Below are 19,270 nucleotides of genomic sequence, written 5' to 3' on the forward strand. Positions count from 1 at the left end.
TCCCGGTCCAGGCCCAGCCGCTGATGCTCGAAGGCCTGCGCCGCCTTGTCGACTACCAGGACGTGGCCTATGCCGCGCTCTACCTGGACCGCATGGCCGAGGTCTGCCAACTGCCAGACGACGCAGCCCGCACACTGGCCTGCGAGACGGCGCGCCACCTGGCCCTGTGGATGAGCTACGAAGACACGGCGCGCGTCGCCCAGCTCAAGACCCGCTCCAGCCGCTTCGCCCGCGTGAAGCAGGAGACGGGCGTCAACGCCGACCAGGTCATCGCCATCAACGAGTACATGCACCCCGGCCTGCGCGAGATCTGCGAGACGCTGCCCGGCGGCATCGGCCGCTGGCTCATGCGATCGGGCGCGCCGCGCCGGCTGGTGGAGGGCATGACGAAGAAGGGCCGCGTGGTGCAGACCAGCGCGGTGCACGGCTTCCTGCTGCTGTCGGCCGTGGCCTTCGCCCGCCGCTGGCGCCGCAGCACCATCCGCTATGCGCAGGAGAACGGCCGCATCGCGCAATGGCTGCAGGGCATTCTCGAGGCGGCCGCTGTATCGCCGGAGCTGGCGGCGGAACTGGCCCGCTGCCAGAAGCTGGTGAAGGGCTACAGCGACACCCACGAGCGCGGCGTGCGCAACTACGACACCGTGATCGCCGCATGGCGGCAGGCCGGCACTGCGCTGGCCCCCGCCACGCTGCGGGCCTGGCGCGAGGCCGCGCTGGCCGACGAGCATGGCCATGCGCTCAAGGCTGCGCTTGCGCAGCATGCGGCGACGACGAACACGGCGACCGGCCAGGCTGCGCCACCGTTCGCTGCCATGGCACTGCCGGCCTGACGCGGAGCGCGCATGACCGCATCGCCCGCCCTCACGACCCTGCCGCTGCGCGTGGCCGAGGCCCGCGCCCTCAATCCGCTTATCCGCCTGCTGCGGCTGGAGCATGCCGAGGGCGCCGCCTTGCCCGGCTGGACGCCCGGCGCCCACATCCAGGTGCAGGTGCAACTGCCCGACGGCCAGGCCGACTGGCGGCACTATTCGCTGATCGACCTGGAAGGCGTGGCCGGTACCCCGGGCTTCGCACCCCCGGCCTACACCATCGCCGTGCGGCGGGAGGAGGGCGGCCGCGGCGGCTCGCGCTTCATGCACCAGGGCCTGCAGCCCGGCGACGCGATCACCGTGCAGGCGCCGCGCAACGACTTTCCCCTGGATGACAGCCCGGCCCGCGCCGTGCTGCTCGCCGGTGGCATCGGCATCACGCCACTGGCCAGCATGGCCGCACGCTGCCGTGCCGAGGGCCGTCCCGTCGCACTGCACTATGCCGGCCGCAGCCGCACGCTGCTGGCCTTCGCCGACGAGCTGCAGGCGCTGATGGGGCGCGGTCTGCGCCTGCATGCGGACGACGAGGCGGGCGGAGCCGGCTTCGACATCGGCACGCTGCTGGACGGCATGGCCGCCGACGAGCCGCTGTACGTCTGCGGCCCCAAGCCGCTGCTCGACGCCGTGCTGGCCGCCACGCAGGCCCGCGGCTGGGCGCCGGGCCGCGTGCACTTCGAGCTGTTCAGCGCGCCGGTGGTGGAGGCGGGCGATCAGCCCTTCGAGGTCGAACTGGCGCAATCGGGCCAGCGCTTCACCGTGCCGGCCGATCAAACCCTGCTGGACTGCCTGATCGAACACGGCTGCGACCCGCTCTACGACTGCAAGCGCGGCGAATGCGGCGTCTGCGCGGTGCCGGTGATCGAAGGCCAGATCGACCATCGCGACTATGTGCTCTCGCAGGCCGAGAAGGACGGCGGCCAGGTGATGCAGATCTGCATCTCCCGCGCCAGGGGCCCGCGCCTGGTGCTGGACCTGTAGGCCTCACGACTCCAAGGAAGGCATGCCATGACACGCTACCGAGACAACCCCGACGCCATCCGCGCCCTGGTGCAGCCGCAACAGGTGCACCGCGATCTGTACATCAGCCCCGAGCTCTTCGCGCTGGAGCAGGAACACTTCTTCGCCAACACCTGGAACTACGCCGGCCACGACAGCCAGGTGCCCAAGCCGGGTGACTTCATCACTGTGGACATCGCCGGCCGGCCACTGATCGTGGTGCGCCACACCGACGGCACGGTCAAGGTGCTGATGAACCGCTGCGCCCACAAGGGCTCGCGCGTGGTCAACGGCGCCTGCGGCAACACGGGCAAGTTCTTCCGCTGCCCCTACCACGCCTGGACCTTCAAGACCGACGGCGCGCCGCTGGCCATTCCGCTCAAGAATGGCTACGAGGGAACGGCCCTGAAGGACTGCGATGCCTCGAAAGGCCTGGTGCCGGTGCGGCACGTGCGGCTCTACCGCGGCTTCATCTTCGTCAAGCTCAATGACGTGGGGCAGGACTTCGAGGAGTACTTCGGCGACTCGCTGTCCTCCATCGACAACATGGCCGACCGCTCGCCCGAGGGCGAGCTGGAGGTGGCCGGCGGCTGCCTGCGCTTCATGCACCAGTGCAACTGGAAGATGTTCGTCGAGAACCTCAACGACACCATGCATCCGATGGTGGCGCACGAATCCTCTGCCGGCACCGCCAAGGCCATGTGGGCCGGCCAGCCCGCCGATGCGCCCAAGCCCATGGCCATCGAGCAGTTCGTGCCCTTCATGTCCGACTACCAGTTCTTCGATGGCATGGGCGTGCGGGTGTACGACAACGGCCACAGCTTCTCGGGCGTGCATTTCAGCATCCACAGCAAGTACTCGGGCATCCCGGGCTATGAAGAGGCGATGAAGGCCCGCTACGGGGACGAGCGCACGGCGCAGATCCTGGGCATGGCGCGGCACAACACCGTGTACTACCCCAACCTCACGATCAAGGGCGCGATCCAGGCCATCCGCGTGGCACGGCCCATCGCGGTGGACCGCACGCTGGTCGAGAGCTGGACCTTCCGCCTGAAGGGCGCGCCGGACGAGCTGCTGCAACGCACCACCACCTACAGCCGTCTCATCAACTCGCCCTTCTCGGTGGTCGGCCACGATGACCTGCAGGCCTACCGCGGCATCCAGGCCGGCCTGCATGCCAGCGGCAACGACTGGGTCAGCCTGCACCGCAACTTCGATGAGCATGAAGGCCGCGAGCGCGAAGAGACGAGCAACGGCACCAACGAGCTGCCCATGCGCAACCAGTACCGGTCGTGGCTCAAGCACATGACTATGACGATGGGAGCATGACCATGGCCGACCTCACGCCCGCCACCGTCACCCGCGATCAGCTGATCGACTTCGTCATGCACGAGGCCCGGCTGCTGGACGAGAAGCGCTTCGACGAATGGAATGCGCTCTTCACCGACGACGCCATCTACTGGGTGCCGCTCACGCCGGGCCAGCCCGACGGGCTGAACCACACCTCGCACCTCTATGAGGACAAGCTGCTGCGCGACCTGCGCATCGAGCGTTTCAAGAGCCCGCGTGCCTTCTCGCAGCAGCCGCCCAGCCGCTGCCAGCATGTGCTGCAGCTGCCCCGCGTGGAGTCGCGCGACGAGGCGGCCAACCGCTTCGTGCTGCGCACGCCGTTCCACTACAGCGAGGCGCAGGCGGACGAGATGCTCTTTCTGACCGGCGTGGCCTGGCACCACCTGAGCGTGGAGGGTGGCGCGCTGCGCATGACGCTCAAGCGCGTGGACCTGATCAACAGCGATGCCGCGCTGCCGGCGGTGCAGCTCTTTCTCTGAAGTGAACCCCGGCATGGACCACCGCACCATCCACGACGCCTTCACCGCCAGCGCCGCGCGCACGCCGCGCGCGGACTTCCTCTACACCGAGCCGGTCACGGCGGAGGTCTACGGCATCCCGGCCGGCGTCACCGCCTGGGCCGAGGCGGCCGCCGAGGTCGAGCGCCTGCGTCTGGCCTATGCCCAGGCCGGCTGGAGCCATGGCCACCGCGTCGGCCTGCTGCTCGAGAACCGGCCGGCCTTCCTGTATCACTGGTTCGCGCTCAATGCGCTGGGCGTGAGCGTGGTGCCCATCAATGCCGAGATGCGCTCGGCCGAGCTGGCCTACCTGATCGGCCACAGCGAGATCGGCCTGGCCGTCACGCTGCCGCAGCGCGCCGCGGACCTGGAGGCCGCCGCGGCCCAGGCCGGCCGGACGCTGAACACCATGGCGGCCGACGCCGCCGACGTGCCCGCGCCCGCCGAGCCCGCGCCCCACGCCAACGAGGTCGTGGGCCTGGGCACCGAATGCGCGCTGCTCTACACGTCGGGCACCACCGGCCGGCCCAAGGGCTGCATGCTGAGCAATGCCTACTTCCTGCGCGCGGGCGAGTGGTATGCGGGCCTCGATGGGGTGTGCGCCTTCCGCCGCGACCAGGAGCGGCTGATGACGCCGCTGCCGCTCAATCATGTCAACGCGATGGCCTTCTCGACCATGGTGGTGCTGGTGGCCGGCGGCTGTCTGGTGCAGCTGGATCGCTTCCATCCGCGCAGTTGGCTGCAGAGCGCGCGCGACAGCCGCGCCACCATCGTCCACTACCTGGGCGTGATGCCGGCCATGCTGCTGGCCGCGGCCGAGACGCCGGCCGACCGCGACCATGCGATCCGTTGGGCCTTCGGGGCCGGCGTGGACCGCAAGAACCATGCGCCCTTCGAGGCCCGCTTCGGCTTTCCGCTGGTCGAGGCCTGGGCCATGACCGAGACCGGCGCCGCCGCCTGCATCATGGCCAACCACGAGCCGCGCCACGTGGGCACCAGCTGCTTCGGCCGGCCCGAGGATTTCGTCGAGGTGTGCCTGGTCGATGACGAAGGCCAGGACGTGCCCGCCGGCACACCTGGGGAACTGCTGGTGCGTTCCAGCGGCGACGACCCGCGCCGCCATTTCTTCGGCGGCTACCTGAAGGACCAAACGGCGACCGACGAAGCCTGGCAGGGCGGCTGGTTCCACACCGGCGACATGGTGCGGCGCGACGAGGCGGGCCACCTCTACTTCGTGGACCGCAAGAAGAACGTCATCCGCCGCAGCGGCGAAAACATCTCGGCGGTGGAGGTGGAAAGCGTGCTCAACCAGCATCCGGCCGTGAAGGTGTCGGCCGTGGCCGCCACGCCCGATGCGGTGCGCGGCGACGAGGTGCTGGCCTGCATCGTCATCGACCCCGACGCCGCGGCCGAGCCCGGCGAGGCGCTGGCCGCCGACATCGTGCGCCATGCCCTGGCCCAGCTGGCCTACTACAAGGCGCCGGGCCACGTGGCCTTCGTCGATGCGTTGCCGCTCACGGCCTCGCAAAAGATCCAGCGCGGCGAGCTGCGGCAGATGGCGCAGGCGCTGCCCGGCAGCGAGGGCTGTTTCGACACCCGCGCCATGAAGAAGAGGCAGGACTGATGGGCCGGCGACAACGCAGCAACTACGAGGGCGTGGCCGTGGCCGTGCCCGTCACCGTGCCCTACCAGCGCTATTCCACCGAAGGCGCGCACTGGTTCCTGGGCAAGGCGGTGCGCGCGCTGGTGGAGGCCAGCGGCATCGCCAAGGACGACATCGACGGCCTGTGCCTGTCCAGCTTCTCGCTGGCGCCCGACACGGCCGTGGGCGTGACGCAGCACCTGGGCCTGTCGCCGCGCTGGCTGGACCATGTGCCCACCGGCGGTGCATCCGGCGTCATGTGCCTGCGCCGCGCCGCACGCGCCGTGCAGTGCGGCGACGCGGAGGTGGTGGCCTGCGTGGCGGCCGACACCAACCATGTGGACTCCTTCCGTCAGACGCTGGGCGCCTTCAGCAATTTCGCGCGCGACGCCACGTACCCCTACGGCTCCGGCGGGCCGAACTCCATCTTCGCGATGATCACCGCCCACTACATGCGGCAGTTCGGTGCGAGGCGCGAGGATTTCGGCCGCATCTGCGTGGCCCAGCGACAGAACGCGCTGGGCAACCCCAACGCCATGTTCAAGAAGGCGCTGACGCTCGATGAATACATGGCGGCGCGGCCCATCTCCGATCCGCTGCACCTCTTCGACTGCGTGATGCCCTGCGCCGGCGCCGAGGCCTTCCTGGTGATGACGGCCGAACGGGCCCGCGACCTGGGTTTGCCGTACGTGGCGGTGCGCGGCAGCATCGAGCGCCACAACGCCTTCGCCGACGACCCGATCATGGTGCGCGGCGGCTGGGCGCGCGACCGCGACGACCTGTATGCGCAGGCCGGCGTGCAGCCGAAGGACATCGACTTCATCCAGACCTACGACGACTACCCGGTCATCGTGATGATGCATTTCGAGGACCTGGGCTTCTGCGAGAAGGGCGAGGGTCCGGCCTTCGTGCAGTCGCACACGCTCACGCACGACGGCAGCTTTCCCAACAACACCAGCGGTGGCCAGCTTTCGGCCGGCCAGGCGGGCGCCGCGGGCGGCTTCCTGGGCATGACGGAGACGCTGCGCCAGCTCACCGGCCAGGCCGGGCCGCGCACCGTGCCCGACGCGCAACTGGGCCTGGTGGCCGGCTTCGGCATGGTGACCTACGACCGCTGCCTGTGCACCGGTGCTGTGATCCTGGGGAGGCCGGAATGAACCACTTGTCTGCTGCGAAGGGGGACGCACGATGACCATGCCTCTCATGCGCCCCAAGCGCAAGAACCCCGTCCTGCGCACCCGCCAGATGAACCTGCCGCCCTGGGCGCGCGGGCGCGAGGCGCTGGGCATCACCGCCGCCGCGGCCGAAGGCCGCTTCGAGCTGCAGGTGTGCGAGGAATGCGGCACCGTGCAGTACCCGCCGCGCGGCGCCTGCAAGAAGTGCCTCTCCACCGATCTGCGCTGGCGGCCCCAGAGCGGCGAGGGCGAGTTGCTCAGCGCCACCACGCTGCACCACAGCAACGACCTGTTCTTCCGCGAGCGCCTGCCCTGGCGACTGGGCATGGTCAAGCTCGACAGCGGCCCCTCCCTCATGGTCCACCTGCATGGCGAGGTAGGTGAGGCACCGCAGCGCGTGCGCGTGGGTGCCCGGCTCGACCGCGCCGGACAGGCGGTACTGATCGGATTCCCTTTCGAAGGAAGCACATACATGGCCGACGACCCGATGCTGCGCGAGATGACCAGCGACCCCAAGTTCCGCAAGGTGCTGGTGACGGATGGCAAGACGCCCACCGGCCAGGCCCTGGTGCGCGCCCTGGTCAAGGCCGGCGCCGACATCGTGTGGGTGGGCCATGCCGAGCCCTGGAAGCAGCTGGGCGGCCTGGAGGACATCAGCGCGCTGCCCCAGGTGACGCTGGTGCCGCTGGACCTGACCAACGGCCGCGCCGTCACCGAGCTGGCCGGCGAGATCGGCGGCAAGGTGGACATCGTCATCAACAACGCGGAAGTGCACCGCACCTTCGGCATCGGCGCGCGGCGCGGCACCGACGTGGCGAAGCTGGAGATGGACATCAACTACTTCGGCCTGCTGCGGCTGGCGCAGGAGCTCGGCCCGGCGCTTAAGGGCCGCTCGGCCGACGGTGCGACCGGGGCCACGGCCTGGGTCAACCTGCTGTCGATCTATGCGCTGTCGAACTTTCCGCCGCACGGCACCTTCAGCGCCAGCAAGGCCGCGGCCCATTCGCTGGCGCAGTGCCTGCGCGCCGAGATGCGGCCGGCCGGCATCCGCGTCATCAACGTCTTCCCGGGCCCCATCGACGACGAATGGAACCAGCACATGCCGCCGCCGAAGCTCGGCCCCGACGCGCTGGCCAGTGCCATCGTGAAGGCGCTGCGCGACGGCGTGGAGGACGTCTACCCGGGCGACGTGGCGCAGGAATGGCTGCAGCGGTGGCGCGACAACCCCAAGGTGCTCGAACGCGAGCTGGCAACGAATGGCGGCTGAGGCCACCGGCAAGGAGACACCCATGAGCAACGCAACCCTGACAACCGCTGCCGCGCCCACCGGCCTCGACGCCCTGGCCGGCCTGGTGAGCGCCCTGGCCACCGGCCGCATCCGCGTGGTCGACCTGACGCAGACGCTGACGCCCGACTTCCCGCAGATCGCGCTGCCGCCCGAGATGGGCCAGTGCTGGCCCTTCCGCATCGAGGAGGTGTCGCGCTACGACGAGCGCGGCCCCGGCTGGTACTGGAACAACTTCTCCTGCGGCGAGCACACGGGCACGCACTTCGATGCGCCGATCCACTGGATCTCGGGCCGCGACCTGCCCAACAACGCGGTGGACACCATCCCCGTACAGAACTTCGTGGCGCCGGCCTGCGTCATCGACTGCTCGCCGCAGGTCAAGGACGATCCGGACTACCTGCTCACGCTCGACGACATCGCCGAATGGGAGGCCGCGCACGGCCGCATCCCCAAGGGCGCGTGGGTGCTGATGCGCACCGACTGGTCCAAGCGCACTGACCCGGCCGAGTACCAGAACTTCGACGAGACCGGCCAGCACACGCCCGGCCCCAGCACGGCCGCGGTGCGCTTCCTGGTGGAAGAGCGCGACGTGCTGGGCTTCGGCTCCGAGGCCATCGGCACCGATGCCGGCCAGGGCTACCACCTGCGCCCGCCGTACCCCTGCCACTACTACATGCACGGGGCCGGCCGCTACGGCCTGCAGTGCCTGTGCAACCTGGACCTGCTGCCGCCCGCCGGCGCGGTGCTGATCTGCCCGCCGCTGAAGATCGAGAAGGGCAGCGGCAGCCCGCTGCGCGTGCTGGCGCTGGTGGGGTCGGCATGAGCGCGGTGCAGGACCGCGGCGTCGCCGTCGTCACCGGCGGCAGCGCCGGCATCGGCAAGGCCATCTGCCAGGACCTGCTGGAGGGCGGCTGGGAGGTCGTGAGCCTGGCGCGACGGCCCGCCGACATCGATCATGCGCGGCTGCACAGCGTGGAGGTGGACCTGAGCGACCGCGCCGCTACGGCCCAGGCCGCGGGCGAAGTGGCATCGCGCTGGCCCGTGACCACGGTCGTGCACAACGCGGGCGTGATCCGCGCCGCTTTGCTGCCGCAGGTGCAGCTGACCGACCTGGATGCGCTGGTGGACCTGCACCTGGGCTGCGCTGTGCAGCTGGTACAGGCCGCGCTGCCGGCCATGCGCGCCGTCGGCTTCGGCCGCGTGGTGCTGCTGTCTTCACGCGCCGCACTCGGCCTGGCCACGCGCACCAGCTACTCGGCCACCAAGGCCGGCATGCTGGGCATGGCGCGCACCTGGGCGCTGGAGCTGGGCGGCGAGGGCATCACCGTCAACGTGGTGGCGCCCGGGCCCATCCGCACCGACATGTTCTACGACGTGGTCGACGCCGGCAGTGAGAAGGAACGGGCGCTTGCGGCCAGCGTGCCCGTCAAGCGCTTGGGCGAGGCCGCCGATGTGGCACGGGCCGTGCGTTTCTTCGTGGAGCCGGCCAACAGTTTCGTGACCGGACAGGTGCTCTACGTGTGCGGAGGCACCAGCGTGGGGAGCCTGACGCTCTAGGTCGTGCATCGACGCACCACGCTGCGGCCCGGCTTTCCACCATGAGGACAGTCCCCTTGCAACGCCTGGATGTGCTCGCTAGGATTGTTTAAGACTAAATAATTGATAAGTCATGTGCCAGTGCGACAGCCGCAGGAGTGTGGAAGAGGCGGCCCGTCGACACCGGCGTTGTTCCACCGTGTTGCCACCGAATCAGATGGAGTTCGCGATGAAGATGATGAAGTCACTACGTCCCCTGCGCAGCCTGGCTGCCCTGGCCTGCGCCACGCTGCTGGGGGCCGCGACCCCGGCAGCACTGGCCGCCGACTACAAGGTCGGCTTCATCACCTCGCTGTCGGGCCCGGTCTCGTCGCTGGGCATTCCCTACCAGAAGGGCATGGCCGCGGCACAGGCCTTCAAGGGCGACATCGACGGCAAGAAGGTGCAGGTCATCCAGCTGGACGATGCGTCTGACCCGAGCACCGCGGCGCGCAATGCGCGCAAGCTGATCGACGAGGACAAGGTCGACGTCATCATCGGCACGGCCGGCTCGCCCGGCGCGCTGGCCATCGCCGCCGTGGCACGCGAGACCAAGACGCCGCTCATCTCCATCGCCAATGCCAACCTGCCGGGCGAGGAGGGGGCCTGGATGGTCACGCTGCCGCAGCCCGCGCCGCTGATGGTCAGCGCCGTGGTCGATCGCATGAAGAAGTCCGGCGTCAAGACGGTGGGCTACATCGGCTTCTCCGACGCCTGGGGCGACCTGGTGTACGACGCGCTGCAGAAGAGCGCCGAGCCTGCAGGCATCAAGGTGGTCTCCAACGAACGCTATGCGCGGGCCGATTCGTCGGTGACGGGCCAGGTGCTCAAGATCGTCGCGCTGCGGCCCGACGCGGTGCTCACCGGCACCTCGGGAACGCCCGGTGCCTTGCCCTATCTGGCGCTGGCCGAGCGTGGCTACAAGGGCCAGATCTACGGCATGCACGCGCTGATCAATCCCGACTTCGTGCGTGTGGGCGGAGCCTCGGTGGAAGGCCTGCTGGCGCCCACCGGCCCGGTGATCGTGGCCGAGCAGCTGCCGGCCGACAACCCCATCCGCAAGGTGTCGATGGACTTCCGCGCCGCCTACCAGAAGGCCAACGGCGCCGCGCCCACCGACGCCTTCTCGGCCTACAGCTTCGATGCCTGGCTGATCTTCCTGGACGCTGCCAAGCGCGCTTCGGCGAAGGCCGAGCCAGGCACGCCGCAGTTCCGCGTGGCCCTGCGCGATGCCATCACCAGCACGAAGGAGCTGGCCGGCACCCACAGCGTCTACAACTTCACGCCCAACGACCGCTATGGCTCGGACGAGCGCTCGCGCGTGGTCGTGCGGCTCGAGAAGGGCCAGTGGAAGCTGGTGCCCTGAGCCGCTTCCATCGGGCCGCCATGCGGGCGGCCGCCGGCGCACGCCACTGACCAGACGCCGGCGGCCGATGGCTCCGGCAGCCTCCTCCCGCTTTCCCTCCCTTTCCTTTCCTGGAGTCCCGCTCAATGGCCTCTCGTTCTCGTGTGCTTCGTCCCCTCGCCCTGCTGGCTGCCTCGGCCTTCGCCGTCGGCGCCTTCGCGGCCGACCTCAAGGTGGGCGTCATCAGCTCGCTCTCCGGCCCGGTGTCGGCGCTGGGCATCCCGTACGAGAAGGGCATCCGCGCCGCCCATGCGCAGATGCCCACCATCGGCGGCCGCAAGGTCGAGCTGATCGTGCTGGACGATGCCTCCGACCCCACCACCGCCGGCCGCAATGCCCGCAAGCTGGCCACCGAGGACAAGGTGGACGTGCTCATCGGCACCTCCGGCGTGCCGGGCGCCATGGCCATCGCCGCCGTGGCGCGCGAGCTCAACGTGCCGCTGATCTCGCCGACGCCGGTGTCGTTGCCGGGCGCGGAGAACGGCTGGACGGTGTCGGTGTCGCAGCCCTTCGAGTTGATGGTCGCCGCGGTGGTTGAGAAGATGAAGGCGGCGGGCGTCAAGACGGTGGCCTTCATCGGCTTTTCCGACGCGCTGGGTGACCTGGCCTACGACTCGCTGGTCAAGAGTGCGGGCGAGGCCGGCATCAAGGTGGTGGCCAACGAGCGCTATGCGCGCGCCGACAGCTCGGTGGCGGGCCAGGTTCTCAAGATCGTGGCGCAGCGGCCCGACGCGGTGTTCGCCGGCAACTCGGGCACGCCCGGCGCGCTGCCCTACCTGGCGCTTGCCGAGCGCAACTACAAGGGGCGCATCTACGGCACGCACGGCCTGATCAATGCCGACTTCGTGCGCGTGGGCGGCAAGTCCATCGAGGGCCTGGAAGTGCCCAGCGGCCCGGTGCTGGTGGCCGAGCAGTTGCCGGCCGACAACCCGATCCGCAAGGTGTCGATGGACTTCCGTGCCGCCTACCAGAAGGCCAATGGCGCGCCGCCGGTCGATGCCTTCTCGTCGTACACCTACGACGCCTACCTGCTGCTGGCCAATGCCGCGGCGCGCGCCAAGGGCGAGCCCGGCACGCCGGCCTACCGCCAGTCGCTCAAGGACGCCATCGTCGCCACCCGCGAGCTGGTGGGCACGCACGGCATCTACAACTTCACGCCCGACAGCCGCTACGGCTCGGACAAGCGCGCGGTGGTGATCGTGCGGATGGAAAAGGGCCAGTGGAAGCTGGTGCCCTGAGGGCCCGATCGACACAACCCGCATCACCCCCGTCCCGCGATGAACACCCGCTACCGCGATGACCCCGCCGCGATCCAGGCCCTGGTGCAGGACCGGCGCGTTCACCGCGACCTGTACCTGAGCCAGGAGCTCTTCGCGCTGGAGCAGGAGCGCTTCTTCGCCCGCACCTGGCAGTTCGCCGGCCATGCGAGCGAGGTGCCCGCGTCGGGCGACTACTGCACGCGCGAGGTCGCGGGCCGGCCGCTCCTGATGGTGCGGCAGGCCGATGGCGGCGTGGGCGTCTTCTACAACCGCTGCGCCCACAAGGGCGCGCAGCTGGTGACCGAGGAACACGGCAACACCGGCCGCTTCTTCCGCTGCCCCTATCACGCCTGGACCTACAAGCTCGACGGCGCGCCGCTGGCCCTGCCACTGAAGGCGGGCTACGAGGGCACGGGTCTGGCGCAGTGCGAATCGGGCCAGGGCCTGCAGCCCGTGGCAGGCGTCGCCGTGTACCGCGATTTCGTCTTCGTGCGCCTGGCGAAGCAGGGCCCGGGCTTCGAGGACTACTTCGGCGACATCCTGCAGGTGATCGACAACATGGTCGATCGCTCGCCCGAACGCCGGCTGACGGTGGCGGGCGGCGTGCTGCGCAACGTCATCCACTGCAACTGGAAGATGTACCTGGAGAACATCAACGACACGGTGCATCCCATGTCCACCCACGAGTCGGCCACGCAGGCGGCCAACGCACTGTGGAAGAACCAGCCGGCCGATGCGCCGAAGCCCATGGCCATGGAGCAGATCCTGCCCTTCGGCTCGGGCTACGACTTCTTCGACCGCATGGGCGGGCGGGTGTACCCCAACGGCCACAGCGTGCTGGGCACGCGCTTCAGCATCCATTCCAGCTACGCGCAGCTGCAGGACTATGAGGACGCGCTGCGCGGCGCCCTGGGTGATGAGCGCGCCAACGAGGTGCTGCAGCGCTCGCCGCAGAACGCGGTGCTCTTTCCCAGCCTGTCGGTCAAGGGCTCGCCGCAGGCCATCCGCGTGATCCGCCCGTTGGCGGCGGACCGCACGCTGGTGGAGGCCTGGAGCTTCCGCGCCGAGGGTGCGCCCGATCTGCTGCTGCAGCGCTCGATGAACTACAACCGGCTGGTCTTTTCGCCGATGTCGGTGGTGGCGCACGACGACGTGCACCTGTTCGAGAGCATGCAGCAGGGCCTGCGCGGCGAGGGCAACGAATGGGTCAGCCTGCACCGCGGCTTTGCCGAGGGCGAGCGCAGCGACGTGGTGGAAGAGACCAGCGGCACCGACGAGCGCCTGATGCGCAACCAGTTCCGTGCGTGGGCGAAATGGATGGGGGAGGGCGCATGAATCCCGATCCCAACGCCAACCGCGTCGGCCCCGGGTCGCCCAACTCCGTTCGCCCTGAGACGCCCAACCCCGTTCGCCCTGAGCTTGTCGAAGGGCAGGACGGCGCGCAGGCAGAGCTCGCGCCCCGGCTTCGACAGGCTCAGCCCGAACGGTCTGGGGGTGGGGGCGGGGCGGGTCAGGCCTATGCAGGCCATCTGACGCCCGAAGACTTCATCCTCCACGAAGCCGAACTGCTCGACGACCGGCGCTGGGACGGCTGGCTCGCGCTCTTCGCGCCCGACGGCCGCTACTGGATCCCGTTGCAGGGCGCAGCGCAGGTCGATGCCGGAACCCACAACGCGCTGGCGCTGGAAGACCGCCTGCTGCTCGAGCTGCGCGTCAAGCGCCTGCACAGCCCGCGCGCCCACTCCCAGCATCCGGCCAGCCGCTGCCAGCATGTGCTGCAGGCCCCCCGGCGGCTGCCCGCCGCAGCAGATGGCGGCGACACGGTGCGCCTGCGCACCGCCTTCCTCTACGTCGAGTCGCGCGGCCCGCAGCAGGTGCTGCTGGCCGGCCACTGCGTCCATACCCTCGTTCCCGGCGGGCCGCTGGGCTGGCTGATCCGCGAGAAGCGGGTCAACCTGCTCGATGCGGGCCAGCCGTTGCCGGCCATCCAGTTGTTCGTCTAGTCCCCTCCGTCCCTGCCTCTCCCAACCAGGAGTTCCTCCATGAAGAAGAAGCTGATGTCCCTCGGCCGCGGTGCGCTGGCTGCCGGTGCCCTGGCCGCGGCCGCAATCGCCGCCCAGGCGGCCGACCTCAAGGTCGGCCTGAGCGTGTCGCTCTCCGGCCCGAATTCCTCGCTGGGTGTGCCCTATGCCAAGGGCATGCAGGCCGCGCTGGCCTACAAGGGCGAGATCGCCGGGCGCAAGGTGCAGCTCATCGTGCTGGACGACGGCTCCGACCCCACCACCGCCGGCCGCAATGCCCGCAAGCTGGTGGAAGAGGACAAGGTCGACGTGCTGATGGGCACCTCGGGCGTGCCCGCCGCCATCGCCATGGCGCAGGTGGGCCGCGATGCCAAGGTGCCCATGATCGGCCTCACGCCCATCCTGCTGAACCCGGCCGACAACGCCTGGGTGATGACGGTGGCCCAGCCCACGCAGCTGATGATCGACGCGGTGGTACAGCGCATGAAGAAGGACGGCGTGCGCACCGTGGGCTACATCGGCTTCTCGGACGCCTGGGGCGACCTGGTGTTCACCGCCCTCAACCAGGCGGCCAAGGAAGCCGGCATTCAGGTACTTGGCAACGAACGCTATGCACGATCCGACCAGTCGGTCACCGGCCAGGTGCTCAAGCTGCTGGCCATGCGGCCCGACGCGGTGATGACCGGTGGCGCCGGCACGCCGGGCGCCTTGCCCTTCTTGGCCCTGGCCGACCGCGGCTTCAAGGGCAAGGTCTACGGCCAGCACGGCCTGATCAACCCCGACTTCGTGCGCGTGGTCGGCGCGGCGGGGCAGGGCGCGTTGATGCCCACCGGCCCCGTCATCGTGGCCGAGCAGCTGCCGGCCGACCATCCGACCCGCAAGATGGGCCTGGCCTTCCGAGACATCTACCAGAAGGTCAACAACGCGCCCACCAGCGATGCCTTCTCGGCCTATTCCTTCGACGGCTGGCTGGTGTTCGCCGACGCCGCCCAGCGCGTGCTGGCGGCCGGCAAGGGCGAGCCCGGCACGCCCGAGTTCCGCGCCGCCCTGCGCGATGCCATCTTCAGCACCCGCGAGGTGGTGGGCACGCACGGCGTCTACAACTTCAAGCCCGGCGACCTGTACGGCGTGGACGAGCGCGCGCGCGTGATCGTCACGCTCGACAAGGGCCAGTGGAAGCTGGCGCCCTGATATCGGCACAGGGAGCGCAAGGCATGCACACGACCCCCACGACGACGCAAAGGACCCCCCGACCATGACCTGGGACGTCGCCCTCATCCTGGGCATCGACGGCTTGGCCAACGGCGCCATCTACCTGCTGGCCGGGCTCGGCCTGGTGCTGATCTTCTCGGTCACGCGGGTGGTGTTCGTGCCCTTCGGCGACATCGCGGCCTTCGCCGCGCTGACGCTGGCGGCCTTCGAGACCGGCAAGCTGCCGCCCACCATCGGCATGGTGATTTTCCTGGCCGCACTGGCGCTGCTCACCGAGGTGGGCAGCCTGCTGCGCAAGGGCGAGGCGCGGCACATCCCGAAGGCGCTGCTGCTGTGGGGCGTGCTGCCGCTCGTGCCCTGCGCCATCGCCTGGGCCGCGGCACGCGCCGGCGTGCCGGTGGCACTGCAGATCGTGGCCTCGGTGCTGCTGGTGGTGCCGGTGGCACCGCTGCTGGCGCGGGTGGTGTTCCAGCCCATCGCCGATGCCTCGGGGCTGGTGCTGCTGATCGTGTCGCTGGCGCTGCACTTCCTGCTGTCGGGCCTGGGCCTGCTGTTCTTCGGGCCGGAGGGCTCGCGCACCAGCGCGCTGACGTCGGCCTCGCTGACGCTGGGCGACGGCTTCACCGTTAGCGGCCAGGTGGTGCTGATGGTGAGCGCGGCCATCGTGCTCAGCGGCCTGTTCTTCCTGGTGTTCGAGCGCACTGTGACCGGCAAGGCGCTGCGGGCCACGGCGGTCAACCGCACGGGCGCGCGGCTGGTGGGCATCCGGCCGGCGCGCACGGCGCTGCTGGCCTATGGCTGTGCTTCGCTGCTGGCGGGGCTGATCGGCGTGCTGATCGCGCCGGTCACCACCATGTATTACGACTCGGGCTTCATCATCGGCCTCAAGGCCTTCGTGGCGGCCATCATCGGCGGGCTGGTGAGCTACCCGGTGACGGCCATCGGCGCGCTGGCCGTGGGCATCATCGAGAGCTTCGCCTCCTTCTGGAGCGGGGCGCTCAAGGACGTGATCGTGTTCAGCCTGCTGATCCCGGTGCTGATGGCGCGCTCGTACATGGCGCGCCACCACGAGGAAGAAGCCGAGGAGATCGACCAATGAAGCGCGGCACTTCCGCATTCCTCATCGCGGCGGTGGTCGCCCTGCTGGCCGTGGTGCCGGCGGTGGCCGGCAGCTTCACCGTCTCGCTGCTCAACGACATCGGCATCGGCGCCCTGGTGGCGCTGGGGCTGGTGCTGCTCACCGGCGTGGGCGGTGCCACCTCCTTCGGGCAGGCAGCCTTCGTAGGCATCGCGGCCTATTCGACCGCCTGGCTGACCACGGCGCAGGGCCTGTCGCCCTGGCTGGGGCTGCCCTTCGCGTTGCTGCTCACCGGACTGTCGGCCCTGGCCATCGGCGCGCTCACGCTTCGGCTGGGCGGGCACTTCCTGCCGCTGTCCACCATCGCGTGGGGGCTGTCGATTGCGCTGCTCTTCGGCAATGTGGACGGGCTGGGGCGGCACACGGGCCTGTCGAACATTCCGCCGCTTCGCATCGGTAGCTGGGCGCTGTCGGACCCGCGCTCCATCTACTACCTGATCTGGGCCATCGTGGGCCTGGCCTGCCTGTTCAGCCACAACCTGCTCAATTCGCGGCCCGGTCGTGCCATCCGCGGCCTGCGCGGCGGCGCGACGTTGCTGGCGAGCGTGGGGGCCGATGCCTACCGCGTCAAGCTCACGCTCTTCGTCACGGCCGCACTGTTCGCGGGGCTGGCGGGCTGGCTCTATGCGCACATGAACCGCTTCGTCAGCCCTTCGCCCTTCGACGTCCGGGCCAGCATCGAATACCTGCTGATGGCTCTGGCGGGCGGCCTGGGCAGCCTGGCCGGCGCGCTGGTGGGCGCGGGCCTGGTGCTGGTGCTCAAGAACGTGCTGCAGGACGTGCTGCCGCTGGTCACCCAATGGGCCGGCCAGCTGGAGGCCGTGACCTTCGCGGCCCTGTTCATCGCGCTGCTGCACTTCGCGCGCGGCGGCGTGATGGGCTATGTGCGCCGCTGGCGTCTGCGCCGCGGTGCACGCGCGCCCGTCGCCGTGCCCGAACTGGCCGCACCGGTGCCGCCCCTGGCGCAGCGCGCCATGCCGGCGCGCGGCACGCCGCTGCTGTCGGTGCAGGGTGCGGTCAAGCGCTTCGGCGGGCTGGTGGCGGTCAACGACGTGAGCTTCGACGTGCAGGCCGGCGAGATCGTGGGCCTGATCGGCCCCAACGGCGCCGGCAAGTCGACCATGTTCAACCTGCTCACGCGCACCGCGCAGATGACCTCGGGCCGGGTGCAGTTCCTGGGCCAGGACATCAGCAAGATGCAGCAACGCGACGTGGCTCGGCTGGGCCTGGCGCGCACCTTCCAGCATGTCAAGCTGCGCCCGCACATGAGCTTGCTGGACAACGTGGCCCTGGGCGCCCATGCCCGAGCCGGGGCTGGCGTGCTGCGTGCCGGCCTGCGGCTGGACCGGCAGGAGGAGCGCCAGATCCTGCAGGAGGCCCAGCGCCAGCTGGACCGCATCGGCCTGGGCGACCGCGCCCACGAGATGGCTGGCGCGCTCCCCCTGGGTACCCAGCGCATCCTGGAGATTGCCCGCGCTCTGGCGGCCGACCCGGTGCTGCTGGTGCTGGACGAACCCGCCGCCGGCCTGCGCCGCAAGGAGAAGATGGCCCTGGGCGACCTGCTGCGCAAGCTGCGTGACGAGGGCGTGACCATCCTGATCGTGGAACATGACATGGACTTCGTGATGAAGCTGGTGGACCGACTGGTGGTCATGAACTTCGGCTCCAAACTGGTCGAGGGCGTGCCCGCCGCGGTGCGCGCCGACGAGCGCGTGCAGGCGGCCTACCTGGGGAGTACGGTATGAGCGCCCGCACGGCCGTTCCGAGAGGCGCTCGCACCGCAGGCGAAGCCGGAGGTGTCGCAGCGATGAGCGCCACCTCCATGCTGGAGATCGCCGACCTGCACGTGGGCTACGGCCAGGTCGAGGCGGTGCGCGGTGTCTCGCTGGCCTTGCAGCCAGGGCAGATCATCTCGGTCATCGGGCCCAACGGCGCGGGCAAGACCACGTTGCTGGCGGCGGCCATGGGCCTGCTGCCGTCGCGCGGCACGATCCGCTTCGAGGGCGAGGACCTGGCCGGGCTCGACGTCGAATCGCGCGTCGAGCGCGGCCTGTGCCTGGTGCCGGAGAAGCGCGAGCTTTTCGGCGAACTCACCGTGCTGGACAACCTGCGCCTGGGCGCCTATTCGCGCCGCCTGCGTTCCGACGCGCTGCGGCAGCGGCTCGACGGCGTGTATGCGCGCTTTCCGCGCCTGGCCGAGCGTCGCGGGCAGCGGGCCGACACGCTCTCGGGTGGCGAGCGGCAGATGCTGGCCGTGGGCCGCGCACTCATGTCCGCGCCGCGCCTGCTGATGCTCGACGAGCCCAGCCTGGGGCTGGCGCCGCTCATCGTGCAGGAGATCCTGTCCATCGTGCGGCAGCTGCGCGAGGACGGCGTCTCGATCCTGCTGGTGGAACAGAACGCCCGCGCCGCGCTGGAAAGCTCGGACTTCGGCTACGTGCTGGAGACGGGCGAGGTGGCGCTGTCCGGCGACTCGGCGGCCCTGGCCGACGACGAGCGCGTGCGCGCGACCTACCTGGGCGGCGGCACCCATGACGACGACTGAAACGGACGCCCTGCTGCCGGTGGCGCAGCGCACGCTGCCGCAGATGCTGCGGCGACAGCCCACGCGTTTCGGCGATGCGTCGGCAGTGCGCATCGGCGGCCAGCGCTGGCGGCATGACGACGTGCCGCACCGCGCCGCGGCCCGGGCGGGCGCTTTACGGGCAACCGGCATCGAACGTGGCGACCGGGTCGCCATCCTCGCGGGCAACCGGCCGGAGTTCCTGGAGGCCTTTCTCGGCTGTGGCTGGGCCGGTGCGGTGGCGGTGCCCATCAATACCGCATCGATGGGGCCGCAGATC

18 protein-coding genes are annotated in these 19,270 nt (G+C 70.0%); all 18 read left to right on the forward strand.

What is annotated here, in order from left to right; all coding sequences use genetic code 11:
- Positions 1–830 (forward strand): DUF6537 domain-containing protein (locus tag QZ772_RS04915; RefSeq protein WP_366510535.1); only part of this gene is annotated, 830 nt, incomplete at its 5' end.
- A 12-nt stretch (positions 831–842) separates the two neighbouring features.
- The gene (locus QZ772_RS04920) at positions 843–1,847 is read left to right on the forward strand and encodes a PDR/VanB family oxidoreductase (RefSeq protein WP_295523609.1); all 1,005 of its coding nucleotides are present in this window, start codon (positions 843–845) and stop codon (positions 1,845–1,847) included.
- A gap of 27 nt (positions 1,848–1,874) precedes the next feature.
- Entirely contained in the window at positions 1,875–3,194 is a 1,320-nt protein-coding gene (locus QZ772_RS04925) for an aromatic ring-hydroxylating dioxygenase subunit alpha (RefSeq protein ID WP_295523611.1), read from the forward strand.
- 2 nt (positions 3,195–3,196) lie between these two features.
- A complete protein-coding gene (locus QZ772_RS04930) occupies positions 3,197–3,694 on the forward strand; it encodes an aromatic-ring-hydroxylating dioxygenase subunit beta (RefSeq protein ID WP_295523637.1) in 498 nt (165 codons plus the stop codon).
- A 13-nt stretch (positions 3,695–3,707) separates the two neighbouring features.
- Entirely contained in the window at positions 3,708–5,336 is a 1,629-nt protein-coding gene (locus tag QZ772_RS04935; protein WP_295523613.1) for an AMP-binding protein, read from the forward strand.
- On the forward strand, positions 5,336–6,511 hold the full coding sequence (locus tag QZ772_RS04940; protein WP_295523615.1) for a thiolase family protein: 1,176 nt from the start codon (positions 5,336–5,338) through the stop codon (positions 6,509–6,511). The genes QZ772_RS04935 and QZ772_RS04940 overlap by 1 nt, the downstream gene beginning before the upstream one ends.
- A gap of 31 nt (positions 6,512–6,542) precedes the next feature.
- Positions 6,543–7,796, forward strand: a complete 1,254-nt coding sequence (locus QZ772_RS04945; RefSeq protein WP_295523617.1) for an SDR family NAD(P)-dependent oxidoreductase — start codon at positions 6,543–6,545, stop codon at positions 7,794–7,796.
- 22 nt (positions 7,797–7,818) lie between these two features.
- The gene (locus QZ772_RS04950) at positions 7,819–8,640 is read left to right on the forward strand and encodes a cyclase family protein (protein WP_295523619.1); all 822 of its coding nucleotides are present in this window, start codon (positions 7,819–7,821) and stop codon (positions 8,638–8,640) included.
- Positions 8,637–9,374: an SDR family oxidoreductase gene (locus QZ772_RS04955; RefSeq protein WP_295523621.1), complete on the forward strand. Its 738-nt coding sequence runs from the start codon at positions 8,637–8,639 to the stop codon at positions 9,372–9,374. The genes QZ772_RS04950 and QZ772_RS04955 overlap by 4 nt, the downstream gene beginning before the upstream one ends.
- A gap of 217 nt (positions 9,375–9,591) precedes the next feature.
- Positions 9,592–10,758, forward strand: coding sequence for an ABC transporter substrate-binding protein (locus QZ772_RS04960; protein WP_295523639.1), 1,167 nt, complete (start codon positions 9,592–9,594; stop codon positions 10,756–10,758).
- A gap of 125 nt (positions 10,759–10,883) precedes the next feature.
- Positions 10,884–12,035, forward strand: a complete 1,152-nt coding sequence (locus QZ772_RS04965) for an ABC transporter substrate-binding protein (RefSeq protein WP_295523623.1) — start codon at positions 10,884–10,886, stop codon at positions 12,033–12,035.
- A 39-nt stretch (positions 12,036–12,074) separates the two neighbouring features.
- Positions 12,075–13,391 (forward strand): aromatic ring-hydroxylating dioxygenase subunit alpha, encoded by a 1,317-nt coding sequence (locus tag QZ772_RS04970; RefSeq protein ID WP_295523625.1) that lies wholly within the window; start codon positions 12,075–12,077, stop codon positions 13,389–13,391.
- Positions 13,388–14,059 (forward strand): aromatic-ring-hydroxylating dioxygenase subunit beta, encoded by a 672-nt coding sequence (locus tag QZ772_RS04975; RefSeq protein ID WP_366510536.1) that lies wholly within the window; start codon positions 13,388–13,390, stop codon positions 14,057–14,059. The genes QZ772_RS04970 and QZ772_RS04975 overlap by 4 nt, the downstream gene beginning before the upstream one ends.
- A 39-nt stretch (positions 14,060–14,098) precedes the next feature.
- Positions 14,099–15,268: an ABC transporter substrate-binding protein gene (locus QZ772_RS04980; protein ID WP_295523627.1), complete on the forward strand. Its 1,170-nt coding sequence runs from the start codon at positions 14,099–14,101 to the stop codon at positions 15,266–15,268.
- 64 nt (positions 15,269–15,332) lie between these two features.
- Positions 15,333–16,388 (forward strand): branched-chain amino acid ABC transporter permease, encoded by a 1,056-nt coding sequence (locus QZ772_RS04985; RefSeq protein WP_295523629.1) that lies wholly within the window; start codon positions 15,333–15,335, stop codon positions 16,386–16,388.
- Positions 16,385–18,172: a branched-chain amino acid ABC transporter ATP-binding protein/permease gene (locus QZ772_RS04990; protein ID WP_295523631.1), complete on the forward strand. Its 1,788-nt coding sequence runs from the start codon at positions 16,385–16,387 to the stop codon at positions 18,170–18,172. The genes QZ772_RS04985 and QZ772_RS04990 overlap by 4 nt, the downstream gene beginning before the upstream one ends.
- Positions 18,173–18,234: 62 nt before the next feature.
- Positions 18,235–18,972 carry an ABC transporter ATP-binding protein gene (locus tag QZ772_RS04995; RefSeq protein ID WP_295523633.1) on the forward strand — a complete coding sequence of 246 codons (738 nt, stop codon included), beginning with the start codon at positions 18,235–18,237 and terminating at the stop codon, positions 18,970–18,972.
- On the forward strand, positions 18,959–19,270 hold a 312-nt coding region (locus QZ772_RS05000; protein ID WP_295523635.1), incomplete at its 3' end, for an AMP-binding protein. The genes QZ772_RS04995 and QZ772_RS05000, both read left to right, overlap by 14 nt.

Origin of the sequence: uncultured Pseudacidovorax sp., assembly GCF_913773995.1 — a bacterium.
Lineage (GTDB): Bacteria > Pseudomonadota > Gammaproteobacteria > Burkholderiales > Burkholderiaceae_C > Xenophilus.

Excerpts from the sequence above, each read along its gene's own strand:
- QZ772_RS04990 (WP_295523631.1), top strand. The coding sequence starts at position 16,385 with ATGAAGCGCGGCACTTCCGCATTCCTCATCGCGGCGGTGGTCGCCCTG.
- QZ772_RS04970 (WP_295523625.1), top strand. The coding sequence starts at position 12,075 with ATGAACACCCGCTACCGCGATGACCCCGCCGCGATCCAGGCCCTGGTG.
- QZ772_RS04995 (WP_295523633.1), top strand. The coding sequence starts at position 18,235 with ATGAGCGCCACCTCCATGCTGGAGATCGCCGACCTGCACGTGGGCTAC.
- QZ772_RS04950 (WP_295523619.1), top strand. The coding sequence starts at position 7,819 with ATGAGCAACGCAACCCTGACAACCGCTGCCGCGCCCACCGGCCTCGAC.
- QZ772_RS04920 (WP_295523609.1), top strand. The coding sequence starts at position 843 with ATGACCGCATCGCCCGCCCTCACGACCCTGCCGCTGCGCGTGGCCGAG.
- QZ772_RS04940 (WP_295523615.1), top strand. The coding sequence starts at position 5,336 with ATGGGCCGGCGACAACGCAGCAACTACGAGGGCGTGGCCGTGGCCGTG.
- QZ772_RS04935 (WP_295523613.1), top strand. The coding sequence starts at position 3,708 with ATGGACCACCGCACCATCCACGACGCCTTCACCGCCAGCGCCGCGCGC.
- QZ772_RS04955 (WP_295523621.1), top strand. The coding sequence starts at position 8,637 with ATGAGCGCGGTGCAGGACCGCGGCGTCGCCGTCGTCACCGGCGGCAGC.
- QZ772_RS04960 (WP_295523639.1), top strand. The coding sequence starts at position 9,592 with ATGAAGTCACTACGTCCCCTGCGCAGCCTGGCTGCCCTGGCCTGCGCC.
- QZ772_RS04975 (WP_366510536.1), top strand. The coding sequence starts at position 13,388 with ATGAATCCCGATCCCAACGCCAACCGCGTCGGCCCCGGGTCGCCCAAC.
- QZ772_RS04985 (WP_295523629.1), top strand. The coding sequence starts at position 15,333 with ATGACCTGGGACGTCGCCCTCATCCTGGGCATCGACGGCTTGGCCAAC.
- QZ772_RS04930 (WP_295523637.1), top strand. The coding sequence starts at position 3,197 with ATGGCCGACCTCACGCCCGCCACCGTCACCCGCGATCAGCTGATCGAC.
- QZ772_RS04925 (WP_295523611.1), top strand. The coding sequence starts at position 1,875 with ATGACACGCTACCGAGACAACCCCGACGCCATCCGCGCCCTGGTGCAG.
- QZ772_RS04980 (WP_295523627.1), top strand. The coding sequence starts at position 14,099 with ATGAAGAAGAAGCTGATGTCCCTCGGCCGCGGTGCGCTGGCTGCCGGT.
- QZ772_RS04965 (WP_295523623.1), top strand. The coding sequence starts at position 10,884 with ATGGCCTCTCGTTCTCGTGTGCTTCGTCCCCTCGCCCTGCTGGCTGCC.
- QZ772_RS04945 (WP_295523617.1), top strand. The coding sequence starts at position 6,543 with ATGACCATGCCTCTCATGCGCCCCAAGCGCAAGAACCCCGTCCTGCGC.